Annotated in this window: 14 protein-coding genes; 2 read left to right on the top strand and 12 right to left on the bottom strand. The window is 66.2% G+C overall.

Features of this window, described 5'->3' with window-relative positions; all coding sequences use genetic code 11:
• The first annotated feature begins 104 nt into the window (after positions 1 to 104).
• Positions 105 to 515, top strand: coding sequence for an Hpt domain-containing protein (locus ACJJV6_RS12380; RefSeq protein WP_009356923.1), 411 nt, complete (start codon positions 105 to 107; stop codon positions 513 to 515).
• On the opposite strand, the gene ACJJV6_RS12375 is transcribed toward ACJJV6_RS12380, so the two are convergent.
• The gene (locus tag ACJJV6_RS12375) at positions 488 to 1,249 is read right to left on the bottom strand and encodes a response regulator transcription factor (protein ID WP_009356922.1); all 762 of its coding nucleotides are present in this window, start codon (positions 1,247 to 1,249) and stop codon (positions 488 to 490) included. The genes ACJJV6_RS12380 and ACJJV6_RS12375 overlap by 28 nt on opposite strands.
• Positions 1,250 to 1,343: 94 nt before the next feature.
• On the opposite strand from ACJJV6_RS12375, the gene ACJJV6_RS12370 reads away from it, so the two are divergent.
• Positions 1,344 to 2,999 (top strand): sensor histidine kinase, encoded by a 1,656-nt coding sequence (locus tag ACJJV6_RS12370; RefSeq protein ID WP_407709009.1) that lies wholly within the window; start codon positions 1,344 to 1,346, stop codon positions 2,997 to 2,999.
• A gap of 16 nt (positions 3,000 to 3,015) precedes the next feature.
• Here the strand turns inward: ACJJV6_RS12370 and ACJJV6_RS12365 are convergent, their stop codons facing one another.
• From ACJJV6_RS12365 to ACJJV6_RS12315, 11 genes are all read right to left on the bottom strand, one after another.
• Positions 3,016 to 4,296 carry a 5-methylcytosine restriction system specificity protein McrC gene (locus tag ACJJV6_RS12365; protein ID WP_009356920.1) on the bottom strand — a complete coding sequence of 427 codons (1,281 nt, stop codon included), beginning with the start codon at positions 4,294 to 4,296 and terminating at the stop codon, positions 3,016 to 3,018.
• Positions 4,283 to 6,514: an AAA family ATPase gene (locus ACJJV6_RS12360; protein ID WP_354176396.1), complete on the bottom strand. Its 2,232-nt coding sequence runs from the start codon at positions 6,512 to 6,514 to the stop codon at positions 4,283 to 4,285. Before ACJJV6_RS12360 ends, ACJJV6_RS12365 begins: the two co-directional genes overlap by 14 nt.
• Before the next feature lie 94 nt (positions 6,515 to 6,608).
• Positions 6,609 to 6,866 (bottom strand): PLDc N-terminal domain-containing protein, encoded by a 258-nt coding sequence (locus ACJJV6_RS12355; protein ID WP_009356919.1) that lies wholly within the window; start codon positions 6,864 to 6,866, stop codon positions 6,609 to 6,611.
• 63 nt (positions 6,867 to 6,929) lie between these two features.
• Positions 6,930 to 7,346 carry a thioesterase family protein gene (locus tag ACJJV6_RS12350; RefSeq protein WP_035752058.1) on the bottom strand — a complete coding sequence of 139 codons (417 nt, stop codon included), beginning with the start codon at positions 7,344 to 7,346 and terminating at the stop codon, positions 6,930 to 6,932.
• A gap of 71 nt (positions 7,347 to 7,417) precedes the next feature.
• Complete coding sequence (locus ACJJV6_RS12345; protein WP_354176399.1) at positions 7,418 to 9,484, bottom strand: ABC transporter ATP-binding protein; 2,067 nt, start codon at positions 9,482 to 9,484, stop codon at positions 7,418 to 7,420.
• Entirely contained in the window at positions 9,481 to 11,214 is a 1,734-nt protein-coding gene (locus ACJJV6_RS12340; protein WP_354176400.1) for an ABC transporter ATP-binding protein, read from the bottom strand. Before ACJJV6_RS12340 ends, ACJJV6_RS12345 begins: the two co-directional genes overlap by 4 nt.
• A 152-nt stretch (positions 11,215 to 11,366) precedes the next feature.
• Complete coding sequence (locus ACJJV6_RS12335; protein WP_009356917.1) at positions 11,367 to 12,980, bottom strand: MFS transporter; 1,614 nt, start codon at positions 12,978 to 12,980, stop codon at positions 11,367 to 11,369.
• Positions 12,973 to 13,461, bottom strand: coding sequence for a MarR family winged helix-turn-helix transcriptional regulator (locus ACJJV6_RS12330; RefSeq protein WP_009356916.1), 489 nt, complete (start codon positions 13,459 to 13,461; stop codon positions 12,973 to 12,975). Before ACJJV6_RS12330 ends, ACJJV6_RS12335 begins: the two co-directional genes overlap by 8 nt.
• A gap of 137 nt (positions 13,462 to 13,598) precedes the next feature.
• Positions 13,599 to 15,293 carry a thiamine pyrophosphate-binding protein gene (locus ACJJV6_RS12325; RefSeq protein ID WP_009356915.1) on the bottom strand — a complete coding sequence of 565 codons (1,695 nt, stop codon included), beginning with the start codon at positions 15,291 to 15,293 and terminating at the stop codon, positions 13,599 to 13,601.
• A 4-nt stretch (positions 15,294 to 15,297) separates the two neighbouring features.
• Positions 15,298 to 16,362, bottom strand: a complete 1,065-nt coding sequence (speB, locus tag ACJJV6_RS12320) for an agmatinase (protein ID WP_009356914.1) — start codon at positions 16,360 to 16,362, stop codon at positions 15,298 to 15,300.
• A gap of 283 nt (positions 16,363 to 16,645) precedes the next feature.
• The gene (locus tag ACJJV6_RS12315; RefSeq protein WP_354176402.1) at positions 16,646 to 17,221 is read right to left on the bottom strand and encodes a cupin domain-containing protein; all 576 of its coding nucleotides are present in this window, start codon (positions 17,219 to 17,221) and stop codon (positions 16,646 to 16,648) included.
• Between the last annotated feature and the right edge of the window lie 205 nt (positions 17,222 to 17,426).

The following is a 17,426-nucleotide window of genomic DNA, read 5'->3' as shown; positions in this document are numbered from 1 at the left end:
CGGAAAGCCCGCCGCAAAATGGCCGCAGACCTAACCTGAAAGGGCACAGCACCACCAACCCGCGACGTTTCCGTCAATGGTTCTTCCCAGCTGAAAGGAGCGTCGTGAGCGCCTCAGATGATGCCCCCCGGCCGTTGGTGGACCAGTCCGTACTCGACCGGCTCCTGGAGGAACTGGAGGAGGACGAGGGGTACTGCAGGGTCTTCGTGGACAACTTCATCGAGTGCCTGCCGGAGCGCATCGACCGCCTTCGGCTGGCCCTGACCACCGGGGACCTGGACGGCTCGGTGGATGCAGTCCTCAGCCTGAAGACGTCAAGCCAAATGGTGGGAGCCGAGCGGCTCGCCGGCCTTGCCTTGGACCTCGAGGGCGCAATCCGCACCGACGCACGCACGTCCGATGCCGCCGTCGTCCTTCCCCGGCTGGCCGCCACGTTCCTCCGCCCCATCAACCTGTGCAGCGAACTGACGACGCACCGGCTGCAGGCTCAGTGCTCGCTTGGAGCCAGCCGGTAGCCCACGCCGCGGACGGTTTGCAGCCAGCGCGGCTGCTGGGGGGAATCGCCAAGCTTCTTGCGGAGGTTGCCCATGTGGACTTCCACTGAGCGTTCGTCGGCCTCGCTGATGTAGCTGCCGACGTCGTAATCCTCGTCCCGCAGCCTGCGCACCAGGTCCGCCTTGGTGCGGACCGTCCGGCCGGCCTCGAGCAGGGCATGGAGCAGTTCGAACTCGGTGCGGGTGAGGTTCATTTCCTTGCCGTCCACCACGACGGTGCGGGAAGCGTAGCTGAGTTCCAGGCCGTTGTGGCTGTAGTTCCCGCGTTCGGAGTGCCCGTTGCCCTCCGCAGCCTCCACCGTGGACGCCTCGGTATCCGCACCTGACCGGGGCCGGCGCATCATGGCGGCGATACGGGCACGCAGCTCGCGCGGACGGAACGGCTTGGTGAGGTAGTCGTCCGCGCCGGACTCCAGCCCGATCAGGGTGTCCAGTTCTTCGGTGCGGGCCGTGAGCATCACGATATAGGCGTCGGAAAACTCGCGGATCTGCCGCGATACCTCAAAGCCGTCGATGTCCGGCAGGCCGAGGTCCAGGGTGATGACGTCCGGGTTCAGGGTCTTCGCGATGAGGACGCCCTCCGCGCCGCTGCTTGCCACTGTCACTTCGAAACCGGCCTGGGTCAGGACCGTGCGGACCAGTTCCCGGATATCATGGTCATCCTCGATGACCAGCCCAACGCGTGCATCACTCATAGTGCCCCCTCAGCAGCCAACGTCAGAAGTATAGCTGCCTGCGGATATCCTGCTGCTATGGCCCTTTACACCCTCGCGCGAAAGTCGCCACGCAATGACTGATCCCGTCGCCTGGTCCTCGGGACGGCTGCGATTCTTCCGGCGTCCCTTCCACGAGTACCGGCTGCGGGACCGCGTAGCACTGAGCCAGATGCCGCTCTTCGTGACAACGTGCCTGACGGCTTTCCTGGTGTGGGTGTTCTTTCCCCAGGGCATGGGCAACCCCTTTTTCGTCGCGTTCCTGGTCTCCCAGCTCGTGCTGATGGCTTCCTGCTACCTCGTTCCGTGGGAGCGGCTGCCGTACACGAGTTTCCTGGCCATTCCCGTGCTTGATTTCGTCTCCATCGGTCTGGGGCGGGAAGGCGGCCTGGAGAGCCTGACCAGCATCGGCCTGCTCGCAGTGCTCCCGGTGATCTGGCTGTGCGCCTCCGGCTACTACCCCAGGCTGGCCCTGTGGCTGGCGTTCCTCGCCCCGCTGGCCATCCTGTGGGCGCCCCTGCTCATCAAGGGGACCTTCACCGCGCAGGACTTTGCGCGGACCCTGCTCCTTCCCGTCATCACGCTCGGAATCGGTGTGTCCGTGAGCGTGCTGACGCTGAGCATGATGCGGCAGCAGCGTGAGCTGGAGGAAAAAGACGCCCAGCTCCAGGCCAACCTCCGCACCAGCCAGCGGCAGGAATCGCTCCTCAATACAGTCCTGGACACCGCGCATCTGGGCGTCCTCGCCGTGGATGCCGACGGCCATGACGTCCTCATGAACCGGAAACAGCGTGCCAACCACGTCCTGGCCAGTCCCAAGGACAACCCGGACCCGAACGAATCCCAGCTCCTGGTGTTCGGACCAGACCGCAAAACCCTGGTTCCCGTGGAAGACCGCCCGGTCCGCCGCGCCGTGCTGGGCGAAACCTTCACGGACTACCTCGTGTGGCTGGGTGACGGCATGGAGCAGCGCGCCTTCGTAACGACGGCGCGTGCCATGAAGGATCCGGACGGCAAGTTTGCCGGCTCGGTGATCGCCTTCAGCGACGTGACGGACCTGGTGAACGCCCTGTCCGCGAAAGACGACTTTGTCTCCAGCGTCTCCCATGAGTTCCGCACCCCGCTGACCTCCATCCTGGGCTACGTGGAGATCCTGCTGGCCGACGACCAGGCGGAGTCAGACCGGGAGATGCTGGAGATCATCCGGCGGAACTCCGAGCGTCTCCTGACCCTGGTGTCCGACCTGCTGGCGAGCCGCAACGGCCAGCTGATTGTCACTCCGCACACAGTGGATGTTGCCGAGCTGGTCCGTGCCAGCGTGTCCTCCGCGCTGCCCAAGGCCGCAGTGGCCGGAGTGGTCCTGGCGGCCGAGACGCCGGACAAGCTGGAAGCCCATGTGGACGGCGCCCGCATCTCCCAGGTCCTGGACAACCTGGTGTCCAACGCCATCAAGTACTCCCCCGACGGCGGGAACGTCCTGGTCAGCCTGGCACAGGAGGACGGCCACCTGGCCTGCAGCGTCTCGGACACCGGCATGGGGATGACCGCGGAGGACACGTCCGAAGTGTTCGCCAAGTTCTTCCGCACCAGCAACGTGCGCCGCACCGCCATTCCCGGCGTCGGCCTGGGCCTGCCCATCAGCAAGGCAATCGTCGAAGCGCACGGCGGGACGATCGAGGTGGACAGCCAGCTGGGCAAGGGCACCACCTTCACGTTCCGGGTCCCGGTCTAGATTTCGACAGGCTCAATCACCGTTGGTTGAGCTTGTCGAAACCCGTGGTGGTTTCGACAGGCTCAACCGCCGAATGCTGCCGGACCACTTCTCCCCAGGACTGCCGGGCCAGCTCCCGGACGGAGGCCAGGATGTCCGACGGTGGCAGGGAAAGGTCCAGCGGAAACTCCACGATGTCGATGTCCGTGTTGAGGATCCGGCGGAGCTTCATCTCCCCCGCACCCGCGTAGACCAGCCAGGCGGTGGGCACGGCCAGGGCGGTGCAGTGTGCAAGCATCTGGTAGTGGTCGGCCGTCAGCGAGGCGCCGGCATCCGAAGCCGCCTTGTACTTGGCGTTGTAGACCACCACCGGCCGTCCGCCCAGCAGGTGCACGGCGTCCGGACGGACCTGCAGCCTGTCCGTGTCCCGCACGGCCTCGCTCAGCAGCGCGTTGTACCGCAGCCGCAGCTCCCCCGGGTATTCCGCCATGGCCGCCCGCAGGGCTGCGCCGACGAAGTCCTCGAACACCCGGGCCATGTCCACCACGAACGAGGCCGTCTGCTGCCCGCCCTCGCCCGCTTCTGCCGATGCGTTGCGCAGGATCACTTCGGCGAGCCGGAGCACCGCGTGGTAGCGCAGGTTCATCCGGGTGGGTTTCCACGGCGGCAGCGGGGCGCCGGCGGCAAGCCGTGTGACGTCGTCGAGCTTTCCCTTCAGCTGGCGGAGCCGGCTCAGCACCTCCGGGCGGACCCCCGGAACCTGCCCCATCCGCTCAAGTGCGGCGCGCAGGATCCGGTTCTCGGCGATGTCCTCGGTGAACTCGTCATAGGAAACTTCAAGGGGCACCAGCATGCCCGGCCGCCGCGAGATCTGGTCCGAAATCCGGATCCGGCCCTTGACGGTCCGCAGCGACTCGTCCACTGTCAGGTAGCCCTGCAGCACGCCGCGGCCCAGGGCTCGCTCCGCCAGCTGTGCGAGCGACTCGGCCAACGCGCTCCACAGCCCGCCCTCCTCGGCGGCGGCAACGGTGTCAGGCCGGAAACCCTGGTCAGCCGCGTAGCTGAGCAGGAACAGGAGCCGGCTGAGCCCCAGCCGGTCCTTGGGCCGCACATCCAGCTGGACCGTGGGCGTGCGGACCGAGCCCACCTTGCCCACCGGTTCGATCCGGTACAGGCCCATGCCCATGGGAGAGGCCTTCGCCAGGCCGCTCGAATTCACGAACGAGGCGCTGGCAGGGTCCAGACGTTCCACGATGCCCCGGGACAGTTCGTCCAGGACCAGATGCCGCCGTGATGCTGCGCGGCTACCCTGCTGCAAGGCGTCCCAGCAGCTGGTCCAGCCCGAAGCGCTCTTCCAGCTGCGCCCGGGTGAGCTGGCCGTGGTAGTGCTCCTCCAGCAGCGGCATCAGCTCGTACTTCCAGATCCGGCGCAGCCCGGCGGGAGTCTGGGCCGCCGGCTTCATGAAGTAGGACGGGCCGATCATCAGGTCACGGTCCCACTCGTCGATGGCACTGTTCAGGGCATCCAGCAGCAGCGCCGGGGTGGTATCCAGCTGCCGGGCCTGCAGGAACCGGAGCAGCGAGCCCTTGACCGGTTCGGTCTGCGGGTGCAGTTCGATGAAGGAGAACCGACGGCGGATGGCTGCGTCCATCATCGCGATGGAACGGTCCGCGGTGTTCATGGTGCCGATGATGTAGAGGTTGTCCGGCAGCGTGAACGGCTCGTTGGGGCTGTACTGCAGGTAGATGCGGTCGTCCCGGTACTCCAGCAGGAAGTACAGCTCGCCGAACACCTTGGCCAGGTTGGCCCGGTTCATCTCATCGATGATCAGGAAGTAGGGCTTCTTTTCGTTGCCGGGCTTGGCGGCCTCCTCCGCGAGGCGCCGCAGCGGTCCGGCCACCAGCTTGAAGGACACCTGGCCGTCGTCTGTCTTGTCCGGCCGGTAGCCCTCGAAGAAGTCCTCGTAGGCGTAGGACGGGTGGAACTGCACCAGTTTGACCCGTTCGTCGGTGGTGTCGTCGGCCAGCTCCGCGGCGAGGTGCTTGGCCAGGTACGTTTTTCCGGTGCCGGGCGGGCCGTAGAGGACCAGCTGCCGGTTCTCCTCCAGCAGGTCCGCGATCTCCTGCAGGGGTTCCAGCCCCATGTGCAGCGAGTCGGCGAATTCGGGGGTCAGCCGGCGGAAGCCTTCCTGGACCGGAGGTACGACGGCGGCGCCTTCCGTGTCGCTGTCCGGTTCCGTTTCGGCTTCCGGCGGCAGGAGGGCCTGCAGGGCCGGCATCACGCGGGTCACGTCGACCACGATGCCCGCGGTGGCCAGCTGGCGCTGGACGTGGCGGGGCAGGCTCGCCGTAGCGTGCCCCTCGTCAAACCAGCGGACCTTGCGGCGCAGCCGCCGGTTGTCGTCGTTGTAGTCGGGTTCGCCCAGCACGCCGCCCAGCCGCACGGCGCCGGCGTGCTGGTACAGGACCAGGTCGCCCGGTTTCATGACGGTCAGGAAGGCGAAGACGGCCGTCTTGGTGTCCTCGCGTTCCACATAGCCAAGGTGTTTGTAATCCTCGTCCACCGCGTGCTGCACCACTCCGGCGGTGACGCCGGGGTCCAGCAGCCGGAGGTGTTCGACGTCGAGCGTCACCTTCTCCTCGCCCTGCCAGGCGGTGAGCAGTTCGGTGTTGTCGCCGTGGGTCCGCAGCAGCCAGGCCCGGTGCCCGGGGTCGCCCACCTTGCGCCATTGGCTGACCAGCTGCCGGGCGTACCAGTCGATGCGCTGTCCTGCCTGCTCGTCGAGGTGCAGGCGGATGCGGTGGATATCGGCGGTGATGTCCTCTTCGCTGTCGCCCTTTGCCCCGCCCACCAGCGAAGCGAAAGCATCCCGGATTTCCTGCCGCTCGACGTCGGCCACCACGGGCTCGAAGTAGCTGGGCCAGGCCAGGAATTCGATGCTGCGGCGGATGGCGGGCTGGTCGTCCGGGGTGCCGGCCGCCAGGGCATGGAACTTCAGCGGGTCCAGCAGCGCCGCGGTGATGCTGGTGGGCGGCTGCTGGTCCACGTGCTGCACGAAACGGCACAGCCATTTCAGGTGGTCCCAGATGGTCCAGTTGAACTCCGCTGTCCGGTCCCTGATGACGCCGTGGTCCGTCATGCCCTGGTAGAGCTCTTCGGGCAGCTCAAGGGGAGGCTCCAGCCATGACGCAGCCTCTGCCACGCGGGCGCGCTTGACCTTCAGCGACTTCACCTCGTGGGCCAGCGGCAGGGACTGCAGGAAGAGCAGTTCGACTGCCAGCTGCTTGGCTTCCCGGGACGCGCCGTCGAGGTTTTGCCGGAGGTTGGTCATCATGGGCGCCTTGGGGTCCGGCGCGCCGCGCTCCAGCCTCTCCGCCAGCTCCGCCGCCGCCTCCGAGGTCCAGGTCAGGGTCCGCCCGTCCAGCGCCGACGGCTTGCCCTGCAGCCCGGGGCCGAGGACGAACCAGGCCGCGTCCTCGATTTCCCGGGAGATGCCGGGGGCGCGGGTCATGGCAGCAGTGGAGGCGGGGGTCATGGATCCAAATTTACAGGGTGAAGCTGGACGGCCGCTCCACGCCTACGCAATACTGCTGGCCGGAACCACCGGCACCCCGCCTCCTGCCGCTTGGCTACTTGGCCCCGGGCAGCCGCTTGCGGCCAAAGATGAAGTAGCCCATGGGCCCGATGAAATTGATGAAGGACGCGGCCCGCCATGCGGCTTTCGGTCCGTTGATCTGGGCGGCGGGCCGCCGAGAGATGTCCCGCTGCGCTGCCACCAGCAGCGACATCTGGGCGATGCCCACAATGATGGTGCCCGCCTTTGCCGACGGGGACATCTCCTTCCAGGTCTTCTTCTTCCTGGCGGGGCTGGTCTTGTTCTTGGCCATCTGGGTTTCCTTTCGCTCGGGTGGTTCCAGTCCAGTCTGCCCGCTGGAGTGTTGTCCAGAGGCTTAGTGCCTGTAGGGGGCCATTCTGTCCTTTTGCTCGGGCGTCAGCCGCTGCACCCTGCCGGTGGCCTCATCCACAAACGCCAGGTGGCTGCTGGCCTTCACGCAGTCCTCCCCCGTGACGGGGTCCTGGATGAGGTAGTGGATGTCGAAGCTGGCACCCTTGACGGAGCCGATCCACACCTGCACCACTGCGGGGACGTTCCGGTACTCGAGGGTCCGCACGTAGCGGATCTTGTGGTCCACCACCAGGGCCATGGTGCCGTCCGGGACGGCGTTGAACAGCGAAACCTTGGGCTCGATGCCCGGCAGCCCCGCACCCTTCGGCGGGCCGAAGGCACCGATCCTGGCTTCCTCCAGCATCCGGACGATCTGCACGTTGTTGATGTGCCCGTAGGCATCCATGTCGCCCCAGCGCATCGGTACCAGGACCTCGATCCGCTCATTACCGTTCCTGCTGTTGTCCTGCCCCACGTGGCCTTCCTGCGCGCTCAGCTGTGTACCGCCGTCGAATCGTCTTCCGGCACCTCGCCGGCGTCCGCCCCAGCGAACTGGGACATGTACAGCCGGTGGTAGGCGCCTTCGGCGGCAAGGAGCACCTTGTGGTTCCCCTGCTCCACGATCTTGCCGTCTTCCATCACCAGGATGGTATCGGCATCCCGGATGGTGGAAAGCCGGTGCGCGATGACGAAGCTGGTCCGGTCCGAACGGAGGGCCGCCATGGCCTTCTGCACCAGGAGCTCGGTACGGGTGTCCACGGAGCTCGTGGCTTCATCGAGGATGAGCAGGGAGGGGTTGGCCACGAACGCCCTGGCAATGGTGATCAGCTGCTTCTCGCCGGCGCTGACGTTGTTGCCTTCCTCGTCGATGACGGTGTTGTAGCCCTCGGGCAGGGCACGCACAAAGCGGTCCACGAACGTGGCCCTGGCAGCGGCCATGATCTCTTCCTCCGTGGCGTCCAGGTTGCCGTAGCGGATGTTGTCGTAGATGGACCCGCCGAACAGCCACGCGTCCTGCAGCACCATGCCCACCTTGGAGCGCAGCTCGGAACGGCTGAGGTGGGTGATGTCCACTCCGTCCAGGGTGATGGAGCCGGAGTTCAGCTCATAGAACCGCATCACCAGGTTGACCAGGGTGGTCTTTCCGGCACCGGTTGGCCCCACGATGGCCACCGTGTTTCCGGGCTCCGCGGTGAAGGACAGGTTCTCGATGAGCTTCCGGTCCTCGGTGTAGCTGAACGTGACGTTCCGGAATTCCACGTGCCCGTCGGTCTTGGCGGGCAGGTGTTCGGTGGGGGTCTCCGGGTCCTGCTCGTCCGCGTCCAGGAATTCGAATGCTCGTTCCGCGGAGGCCACGCCGGACTGGAGCATGTTGGCCATCCCGGCCATCTGGCCCAGCGGCTGGGTGAACTCTCGGGAGTACTGGATGAACGCGGTGGCGTCGCCCAGCGACATCGACCCGGAGGCAACCCGCAGGCCACCCACCACCGCGATGCCCACGTAGCTGAGGTAGGAAACGAACTGCATCACCGGGAAGATGATGCCGGACACGAACTGGGCGCCGAAGCTGGCCTTGTACAGGGCCTCGTTGCGTTCCTCGAACCGCTCCAGCATGTCCGCGTCCCGGCCGAAGACCCGCACCAGGTCGTGCCCGGAGAACGACTCCTCGATCTGGCCGTTGAGCGTGCCGGTGTTCTTCCACTGCGCAGCGAACAGCTTCTGGCTGCGCACCCCGATCATGCCGGCGGCAACGCCGGAGAGGGGCAGTGCGATGAGCGCGATCAGGGCCAGCTGCCAGGACACGATGAACATCATGATCACGATGCCCAGCACGGTGAGGACGGAATTGATCAGCTGGGCGAAGGCCTGCTGGAGCGCCTGCTGGATGTTGTCGATGTCGTTGGTTACCCGGGACAGGACGTCGCCGCGCTGGCGGGTGTCGAAATAGTTCAGCGGCAGGCGGTTGAGCTTCTTTTCGGTGTCGTCGCGAAGCCGGCGGATCACCTTCATGACGATGCGGTTCAGCACGTAGCCCTGCAGCCAAAGGAAGATGTTCGCCACGAAGTACATCAGCAGGACGACGGCGATGAGCATGGTCAGCTTGTCGAAGTCGATGCCGGCACCGGGCACCAGTTCCATCCGGGCGACCATGTCCGCGAAATTGTCCTGGCCCTGCTGGCGCAGCCCGTCCACGAACTGTTCCTTGCTGACGCCGGCGGGAAGCTGCTTGCCCACCACGCCGGCGAAGATGACGTCCATCGCCTGGCCCAGGATCTTGGGGGCGATGACGTTGAGCACGACGGCGACGATCACCATGCCCACCACCACGTAGATGCCCAGCGCCTCGGGTTTCAGCAACCCCATCAGCCGCTTTGCTGACGGCCAGAAGTGCTCTGCCTTCTTGGCGGGCATCCCGCCGAACATGTCGCCGTCGGCCTCGGAGGGCTTGTACTCCTCCTCCACGAAGTCGTCGTCCTGCAGCACCCCCGCACCGGGGGCGGATGCAGCCGGTCCTGGCGTTTCTTTGATGGACGTGGAGTCCTTCTTGCGGGGGCTCATGCCATTTCCTCCACGCTCAGCTGCGATTCAACAATTTCCTGGTAGGTGGGTGATGTTTCCAGCAGTTCCTCATGGGTTCCACGGTCCACGATCCGGCCATTGTCCAGCACCAGGATCTGGTCTGCCTCGGTGATGGTGGACACCCGCTGGGCCACGATGATGACCGTGGCGTCCGCGGTGGTCTGCTTCAAGGCGGCGCGCAGGCGGGCGTCGGTGGCGACGTCGAGGGCGGAGAACGAGTCGTCAAACAGGTATACCCGCGGCTTGGTGACCAGTGCCCGGGCGATGCAGAGCCGCTGCCGCTGGCCGCCGGAAACGTTGGTTCCGCCCTGGGCGATCCTGGCGTCCAGGCCGTTCTTCTTGTCCCGGACGAACGATTCGCCCTGGGCTACCCGCAGCGCGTCCCAGAGTTCCCGGTCCGTGGCCTCTGACTTCCCGAACCGCAGGTTGTGCTCGATGGTGCCGGAGAAGAGGTAGGGCCGCTGCGGCACCAGGGCCACCCGCTTGGTGATTTCCGCCCGGTCCAGCCTGCTGACCGGGACACCGTCCAGGAGCACCTCGCCCTCGACGGGGTCGTAGAGGCGGGGCAGGAGCGAGAGCAGAGAGGTTTTGCCCGCACCCGTGGATCCGATGATGGCCACGGTCTGGCCGGGCCTCGCGGTGAAGCTGATGTTGCTCAGGACCGGCGACTCGGCGCCCGGGTAGGCGAAAGTGACGTTGCGGTATTCCACCACCCCGGCCAGCGCGGCCGGAGCCTTTGGCTGTTCGGGATCATGGATGGAAGGTTCGACGGCGAGGACCTCGCCGATGCGGTCGGCGCAGACCGAGGCGCGCGGGATCATCATGGCCATGAAGGTGCCCATCATGACGGCTACCAGGATCTGCAGCAGGTACTGCAGGAAGGCAGTCAGCGCACCCACCTGCATGTCGCCGGAGTCCACCCGCTGGCCCCCGAACCACAGCACCGCGGCGGTGGACAGGTGCAGGATCATGCTGATGGCAGGAAACATCAGCACGAACAGGGCGCCGATCTTCAGCGACACATCGGTGAGCTCCCGGTTGGCCTCGCCGAACCTCTCCGTCTCGTACGGTTCCCGGACAAAGGCCCGCACCACCCGGATGCCGATGATCTGCTCGCGGAGGACCGCGTTGATGCGGTCGATTTTCTTCTGCATCGAACGGAACAGCGGCATCAGCCGGACCACCAGGTACCCCACCACCACAGTGAGGAGCGGCACCGAAACCCACACCAGCCAGGACAGGTTGAGGTCCTCGCGCAGGGCCATGATGATGCCGCCAATGCACATGATGGGCGTGGCCACCATGAAGTTCAGGGCCATCAGCATCAGCATCTGCACCTGCTGGACGTCATTGGTGCCGCGGGTGATCAGCGTGGGTGCGCCGAAGGCGTTAACGTCCTTGGCCGAGAAGCTGGTGACCTTTCGGAACACGGCGCGGCGCAGGTCCCGGCCCAGGGCCATGGCTGTCTTGGAGCCGAAGTACACGCCGGCGATGGCGGTCCCCACCTGGACGAACGCCACCAGCAGCATCACCATGCCGGTGCGCCAGATGAAGTCCGTGTCCCCGCGGGACACCCCTTCGTCAATGATCTGCGCGTTGAGGCTGGGAAGATAGAGCGCGGCAATGGTGGAGGCAAGCTGGAAGGCGATGACCGCCACCAGGTAGGGCGTGTACGGCCTGGAAAACCTCCGTATGAGGGTGAGGAGCATGCCCGCGGATCCTTAGGGATAAAGTTCGGTAAGAAGAGGGGTTAAGTAGTAGCAGCCGGGGCTGACATCCTTAGCCTTCTCACTCTACGAAACTCCTCCCCGGCGGGGAACAAACCGTACAGAAGATCATCCGCGGGGAGTACCGCGGCAGGTTACCTGGCCGCTGGGGCAAGTTCCGGCGTCGTACTTTCCGCCTCCACTGCAGGCTGGATGTCCACGGTGCGGCGCAGCGGCTTTTCCTTGATGAAGAGGACTGCTACCAGTGCCACCGCGGCAACCGCGGCGGAAATCAGGAACACCTCTGCCGTGGCATCACCGTACGCGGCACGCATGATCTCGCGGACCGGTTCGGGCATGTGTGCCAGGTCCAGGCTGCTGCCGGCGCTGCCGCCCTGGACGGGGATTCCGGCGGCGGCCATTCCCCGGGTGGCCAGTTCGCTGACCCTGTTGGCGAGGACGGCACCCAGGACCGAGACGCCGATGGCGCCGCCCACCGAGCGGAAGAAGGCCACCGAGGCGCTGGCGCTTCCGATGTCGGAGGCTCGGACGGTGTTCTGCACAGCCAGGACGAGGTTCTGCATCAGCATCCCCAGGCCGAGGCCCAGGACTGCGGTGAAGACGCCTGCGTGCCACAGTTCGGTGGTGTGGTCCATGGTGCCGGACAGCCCCAGCCCGCCGATCAGCAGGACGGAACCGGCAATCAGGTAGCCCTTCCACTTTCCCGTCCGGGTGATCAGGAGCCCCGAGGCCACGGAGCCGGCAAGGTTGCCGGCAATCATGGGCAGGGTGAGCAGGCCTGCCTCGGTGGGCGTGGCGCCGCGGGCCACCTGGAAGTACTGGCCCAGGAAGGTGGAGGATCCGAACATGGCCACGCCCACTGCCACGGAGGCCAGGATGGCCAGCGCCGTTGTGCGTTCGGAGATGATCTTCAGCGGAATGATGGGCTGTTCCACCTTGGACTCCACCAGCACCAGCAGCGCCAGGAGGAGGACGCCGCCTCCCACCATCAGGGCGGACTGCCAGGAGATCCAGTCGTAGTAGTCGGGGTTGCCCGCGAAGGACACCCAGATCAGGAGCAGGCTCACGCCCGTGGTCAGCAGGATCGATCCCAGCCAGTCGATCTTCGCCGGGCGCCGGACGTGCTGGATCTTGAGGGTGACCTGCAGCAGGATGAGGGCGACGACGGCGAGCGGCACGCACACGAAGAATGTCCAGCGCCAGCCCAGCGGGCTGTCCACGATGAAGCCGCCCAGGAGAGGACCGCCCGCGGTTCCCACGGCCATGACGGCTCCCATGTAGCCGGAGTACTTGCCCCTGTTCCGGGGCGGAATCATGGTGCCGATAATGGCCTGGGCCAGGGCCGTGAGGCCGCCCATGGCAATACCCTGGATCACCCGGGCACCCAGCAGCAGCGGGATGGTTTCGGAGAGTCCGGCCATGACCGACCCTGCGACGAAGATGACGATGCTGAGCTGGACCAGGACCTTCTTGTTGAACAGGTCGGCGAGCTTGCCCCAGATGGGTGTGGTGGCGGCGTTGGCCAGCAGGGCGGCGGTGATCACCCAGGCGAAGTCGGTCTGGGTGCCGTGCAGGTCGGACATGATGGTGGGCAGCGCGTTGGCCACGATGGTGCTGCTGAGGATGGCGGTGAAGAAGGCTGCCAGGAGCCCGGTGAGGGCCTCCATGATCTGGCGGTGTGACATCTCCGGCGCTGCCACAGGTGGCGTGGCGGCGGTGTGGGCGGGGGCTGCGGCTTGGCTAACCATGTTTCTGCTCCTCTGGAGTTGATGGGATGCCGGCCGCCGTTGCCCGGGCTGATTTCTTGAGTGATTCGGTGAGCTTGTGCAGGGTTTTCGCCGTGTTGCCGGCGTCCGCCTCGCTCCAGTCACGCAGGTAGTCCTGCAGGATTGCGGTCCGCTGCTCCTCGATCTGCCGCAGCTTGTCCTTTCCGGCCGGTGTGAGGGCCACCAGCTGGGCGCGGCCGTCCTCCGGATCCTGCCGCCGGACCACCAGGCCCTGCTCCTCGAGGTCGGCGATGTGGCGGCTGAGCACGGGGGCACTGACGCCCAGCCGTTCCGCGAGCTTCGTGGCCCGGGACTCCCCCTCCCCCACGAAGCGCAGGACGCCCTGGAGGGCCACTCCCGTGTCCTGGCCGCGGACACCGGCCGCGGCGATGCAGCGGACGGCGCGTTGCAGGTCGAAGATCTGGTAGACGAGGTCTGCTGCCGTGTCCGGTGCTACTGCCATGACCCAGGCACTCCTTACTTGTTTGCCTGAAGCAACTATATACGAAATTGATTGCTTTAGGAAACTATCTGCTTCTGAGACAAGAAAAACCCCGGCTCCGTGATGGAGCCGGGGTCTGGTGCCGGTTCTGTTTCTGGTCAGCCGTCCAGGTGGGTGGGCGCGAACATCTTGAGGAGGGTTTCAACCACGACGACGTTCGGCCCGTCGGCGGCAAAGCCCGCCCTGAGCGCGTCCCCCACATCCTCGGGGGCCACCCTGATTGCTGGTACGCCGAAGGCTTCGGCGAGCTTGACGAAGTCGGGGCGGGCCAGCTCAGTGGCGGTGGCCTTGCCAAAGGCGCCCACCATGTATTCGCGCAGGATGCCGTAGCCGCCGTCGTCCACTATCAGCCAGGTGACCGGCACGTTGTGCTGCCGGGCCGTGGCGAGCTCGGAGATGGAGTACATCGAGGACCCGTCGCCGGACACGGCCAGGACCCGCCCCGGCTTGCCGAGCGTTTCCAGTCCCACCGCCGCGCCGATTGCCGCGGGAAAACCGTAGCCCAGGCCGCCGGCACCCTGCGCGGAATGGAACTGCCCTTCCCGCGCATCCCAGCAGGACCAGGCCCAGTACGCCGCGATGGTCATGTCCCAGAACGTCTGCATGTCCGCCGGCACCGCCTCGCGGATATCGGCCATGAATTTCAGCTCTTTGCCCAGGTCCTGCGACTCCAGCCGGGCTTTGACCTTAGCCAGTGATTCCTTGACCAGCTCCTCAGGCGGCACCCCGTGCCAGCCCGGTTCCACTGCCCTCTCCGGACTCAGCGCTTCGTCCAGGGCGGCGAGCGCCTGGCCGGCGTCGGCACGGATGCCCAGGCCGGGGCGGTTGGACTCCAGCACGCGGGGTTCGGCGTCGATCTGGATGATCCTGCCGCGCGGTTCGAAGGTGAAGTAGTTGGACGTGACCTCGCCCAGCGACGAGCCGATGACCACCAGCACGTCCGCATCCTCAAGCAGGTCCGTCATGTGGCGGTCCTCGATCCAGGACTGCAGGGACAGCTCGTGGTTCCACGGGAATGCGCCGTTCCCGCCGGGGGTGCAGATCACCGGCGCGCGCAGTTTCTCCGCGATGGACAGCAGCGATTTTTCGGCACGTCCACGGCGGGTTCCGCCGCCTGCGATGATCGCCGGACGTTCGGCCGCTTCCAGCCACTTCACCGCCTCGCGGACCAGCTCCACCCGGGGAGGGTTGTCCGCGGCTTCAGCCAGGGCGTCTTCCACCGGCGGGACCATGATCGGGTCCAGCAGCACGTTCTGCGGGATCTCGATCCAGACCGGCCCCTGCGGCGAGGAGATCGCCTCGGTCCAGGCGTCCTGGATGGCGGACGGGATGCCGGAAGCATGCTGGATCAGCCGCTGGCTCTTGGTGACGTTCGCCGCCGAGGCCTTCTGGTCATCGAGCTGGTGCAGCATGCCCTTGCGGCGGGCACCCAGCCCTTCGAGCGGGATCTGGCTCGCCACCACCACCATCGGGACGCCCGTTGCATAGGCCTCCTGCAGGCCGGCCAGCGAGGTCAGCGCACCGGGCCCGGTGGAGAGGAACAGGACCCCCACCTCACCGGTCGCACGGGAATACCCGTCCGCCGCGAAGGCGCTGTTGTTCTCCACCCGGGAGGAGACGAACTGCAGGTTGCCCCGGCCCATGGCGTCGAAGAGGCCAAGCGCATGCTGGCCGGGAATGCCGAAGACGGTCTTCGCGCCCAGCGCCTCCAGCGTCTCGACGACGAGGTCCCCTCCGTTGCGGGCACCGGTTCCCTTGGTGGGGGCTGTTGTTCCCGGGTCGAAATCGATCATGGCCCTACTCCTTGCCGGCGGCCGCGAAGCCCGCCGGCCGGCGGATGTCCTGTCCCAGCGCCTGGGCAGCATAGCCGGTGGCCGCGCCGAACCGGTCGCCGGGCACCGCCTTGTCTGCCATCAGGGTCACCAGTTCGTAGGCGACGTGGCTGGCGGCGACGCCGGTGATCTCCGCGTGGTCGTAGGCGGGGGCCACCTCCACAACATCGGCGCCCACCAGGTTCATGCCGCGGAAGCCGCGGATGATCTCCAGCAGTTCCCGGCTGGTGATGCCGCCGGCCTCGGGGGTGCCCGTGCCCGGCGCGTGCGCGGGATCAAGGACGTCAATGTCCACTGAGATGTACAGGGGGCGGCTGCCGATCCTGTCCCGCACCTTGGCCACGGTCTCCAGGACACCCTGGTAGTAGACGTCCGCGGAGGTGACGATGCCGAAACCGAAGCGGTGGTCGTCGTCGAGGTCCTTCTTGCCGTAAAGCGGGCCGCGGGTGCCGATGTGGCTGATGGCCTCGGTGTCCAGGATGCCCTCCTCGACGGCGCGGCGGAACGGCGTGCCGTGGGTGTACTCGGCGCCGAAGTAGGTGTCCCAGGTGTCCAGGTGGGCGTCGAAGTGCAGCATGGCAATGGGTTCGCCGGCCCGCTCAGCCGCGGCGCGGAGCAGGGGCAGCGCGATGGTGTGGTCACCGCCGAGGGTTACCAGCTTGCTGCCGGTCGCCGTGAGGTCCAGCGCATTCTGCTGGACGGTCTCGATGGCCTCGTTGATGTTGAAGGGGTTGACCGCCATGTCGCCGGCGTCTGCCACCTGGACATTTTCGAAGGGGCTGACGTCCCAGGCCGGGTTGTACGGACGGAGCAGGCGGCTTGCCTCGCGGATATGGTTGGCGCCGAAGCGCGCGCCCGGCCGGTAGGAGACGCCGGAGTCGAAGGGGACGCCCACCACCGTCACGTCGGCTTTGGCTACCTGGTCCAGCCGGGGAAGGCGTGCATAGGTGGCGGCGCCGGCGTAACGGGGAATGCGGGATGAGTCGATGGGTCCAAGGTTGCCGTTGGCTTCGATGCGCAGCTCTTCCATGGGAGGCCTCTCCTTCAAGGAGTCGTGTAACTGATGTGACTGCCATCATACACCTCGGTTTTCCTATGCGCATCAAGTGTTTACCGAAGCGGCCTTTGACGCGACGCACTCCAGGACGGCACGCGCAACAAAGGGGGGCAACGTCACGCGCGGCATGCTTTTGGTAGCCACAGACAGGCCGAAGCGCGTGATTTCAGGAATCCGCAGGGAGGCTTGCGGCAAAAGGCTGCCTCACGTGACGCGGCGGGCCCGCGTGGCTACGGGAAGGAACGCGCGGAAGGGGCTAGCGGCTCGCCGCCGGAACCAGCACCCAGAGCACCTCAACCGGCTTGTCGGTGGGGTTGATCCAGGTGTGCGGTTCACGGCCCGGGAAAGTCACCGTATCTCCGGCCTCAAGGTCATACTGTTCGTTCGTGAGGATCAGCCGGATGCTGCCTTTGATCACGTGAAGCACATCCACGTCGCAGTCCACGGCGTAAAGCTCCGACTCGCCGCGGCCGTGCGGCTCAATGCAGGCCTGGATGATCTGCAGGCGCCGTTCCGAGCGGGCGGTCAGCAGGCGCTCCACGATGCCCTGGCCGCCCAAGGAAATCCGCGGGCCGTCATTGCGCTTGGTCAAATGGGTTTCCGGTGCGGCGAAAAGGTCCCCGATGGAGATGGACAGCACCTGGCACAGGGTGACCAGGGAGGCAACGGACGGGGACGTAAGGTCACGCTCAACGCGGCTGAGGAACCCCTTGGTCAGCCCCGTCGCGTCGGCAACCTGCTCGATGGTTAGCCGCTGGGACTGCCGGGCGGCCCGGATCCTGGACCCGATGGCAACGGGAACGTTGCTCGGCTCAACTGGCAGTGCCTTCATGTACGAACCTTTCATTGCCGGCAGCCCCGGCCCACTCTGGAGCAATACTAATGGCCGGTCTCCACTGTGACGCCTCCAAGGCGCGCCAGCCGTCGGCCCAAGGCTCCGCCCTTGACTGTTACTGCCGTCACAGCCTAACCTTTGGAAAACATTCGTTGCCTCTCAGGCAATTACGGGAACCCCCTCCCGCCAATTTTCAGCAGCG

Origin of the sequence: Arthrobacter nitrophenolicus, from assembly GCF_045833485.1 — a bacterium.
GTDB lineage: Bacteria > Actinomycetota > Actinomycetes > Actinomycetales > Micrococcaceae > Arthrobacter > Arthrobacter nitrophenolicus.
The sequence above is the reverse complement of the archived record's forward strand: the minus strand, read 5'-3'. Positions and strand labels throughout refer to the sequence as shown.

Coding starts and splice junctions, on each gene's coding strand:
- ACJJV6_RS12350 (WP_035752058.1), bottom strand. CDS start 7,346: ATGCGCTGGGGCGACATGGATGCCTACGGGCACATCAACAACGTGCAG.
- ACJJV6_RS12315 (WP_354176402.1), bottom strand. CDS start 17,221: ATGAAGGCACTGCCAGTTGAGCCGAGCAACGTTCCCGTTGCCATCGGG.
- ACJJV6_RS12340 (WP_354176400.1), bottom strand. CDS start 11,214: ATGCTCCTCACCCTCATACGGAGGTTTTCCAGGCCGTACACGCCCTAC.
- ACJJV6_RS12330 (WP_009356916.1), bottom strand. CDS start 13,461: ATGGCAGTAGCACCGGACACGGCAGCAGACCTCGTCTACCAGATCTTC.
- ACJJV6_RS12375 (WP_009356922.1), bottom strand. CDS start 1,249: ATGAGTGATGCACGCGTTGGGCTGGTCATCGAGGATGACCATGATATC.
- ACJJV6_RS12335 (WP_009356917.1), bottom strand. CDS start 12,980: ATGGTTAGCCAAGCCGCAGCCCCCGCCCACACCGCCGCCACGCCACCT.
- ACJJV6_RS12360 (WP_354176396.1), bottom strand. CDS start 6,514: ATGACCCCCGCCTCCACTGCTGCCATGACCCGCGCCCCCGGCATCTCC.
- ACJJV6_RS12345 (WP_354176399.1), bottom strand. CDS start 9,484: ATGAGCCCCCGCAAGAAGGACTCCACGTCCATCAAAGAAACGCCAGGA.
- speB (WP_009356914.1), bottom strand. CDS start 16,362: ATGGAAGAGCTGCGCATCGAAGCCAACGGCAACCTTGGACCCATCGAC.
- ACJJV6_RS12370 (WP_407709009.1), top strand. CDS start 1,344: ATGACTGATCCCGTCGCCTGGTCCTCGGGACGGCTGCGATTCTTCCGG.
- ACJJV6_RS12325 (WP_009356915.1), bottom strand. CDS start 15,293: ATGATCGATTTCGACCCGGGAACAACAGCCCCCACCAAGGGAACCGGT.
- ACJJV6_RS12355 (WP_009356919.1), bottom strand. CDS start 6,866: ATGGCCAAGAACAAGACCAGCCCCGCCAGGAAGAAGAAGACCTGGAAG.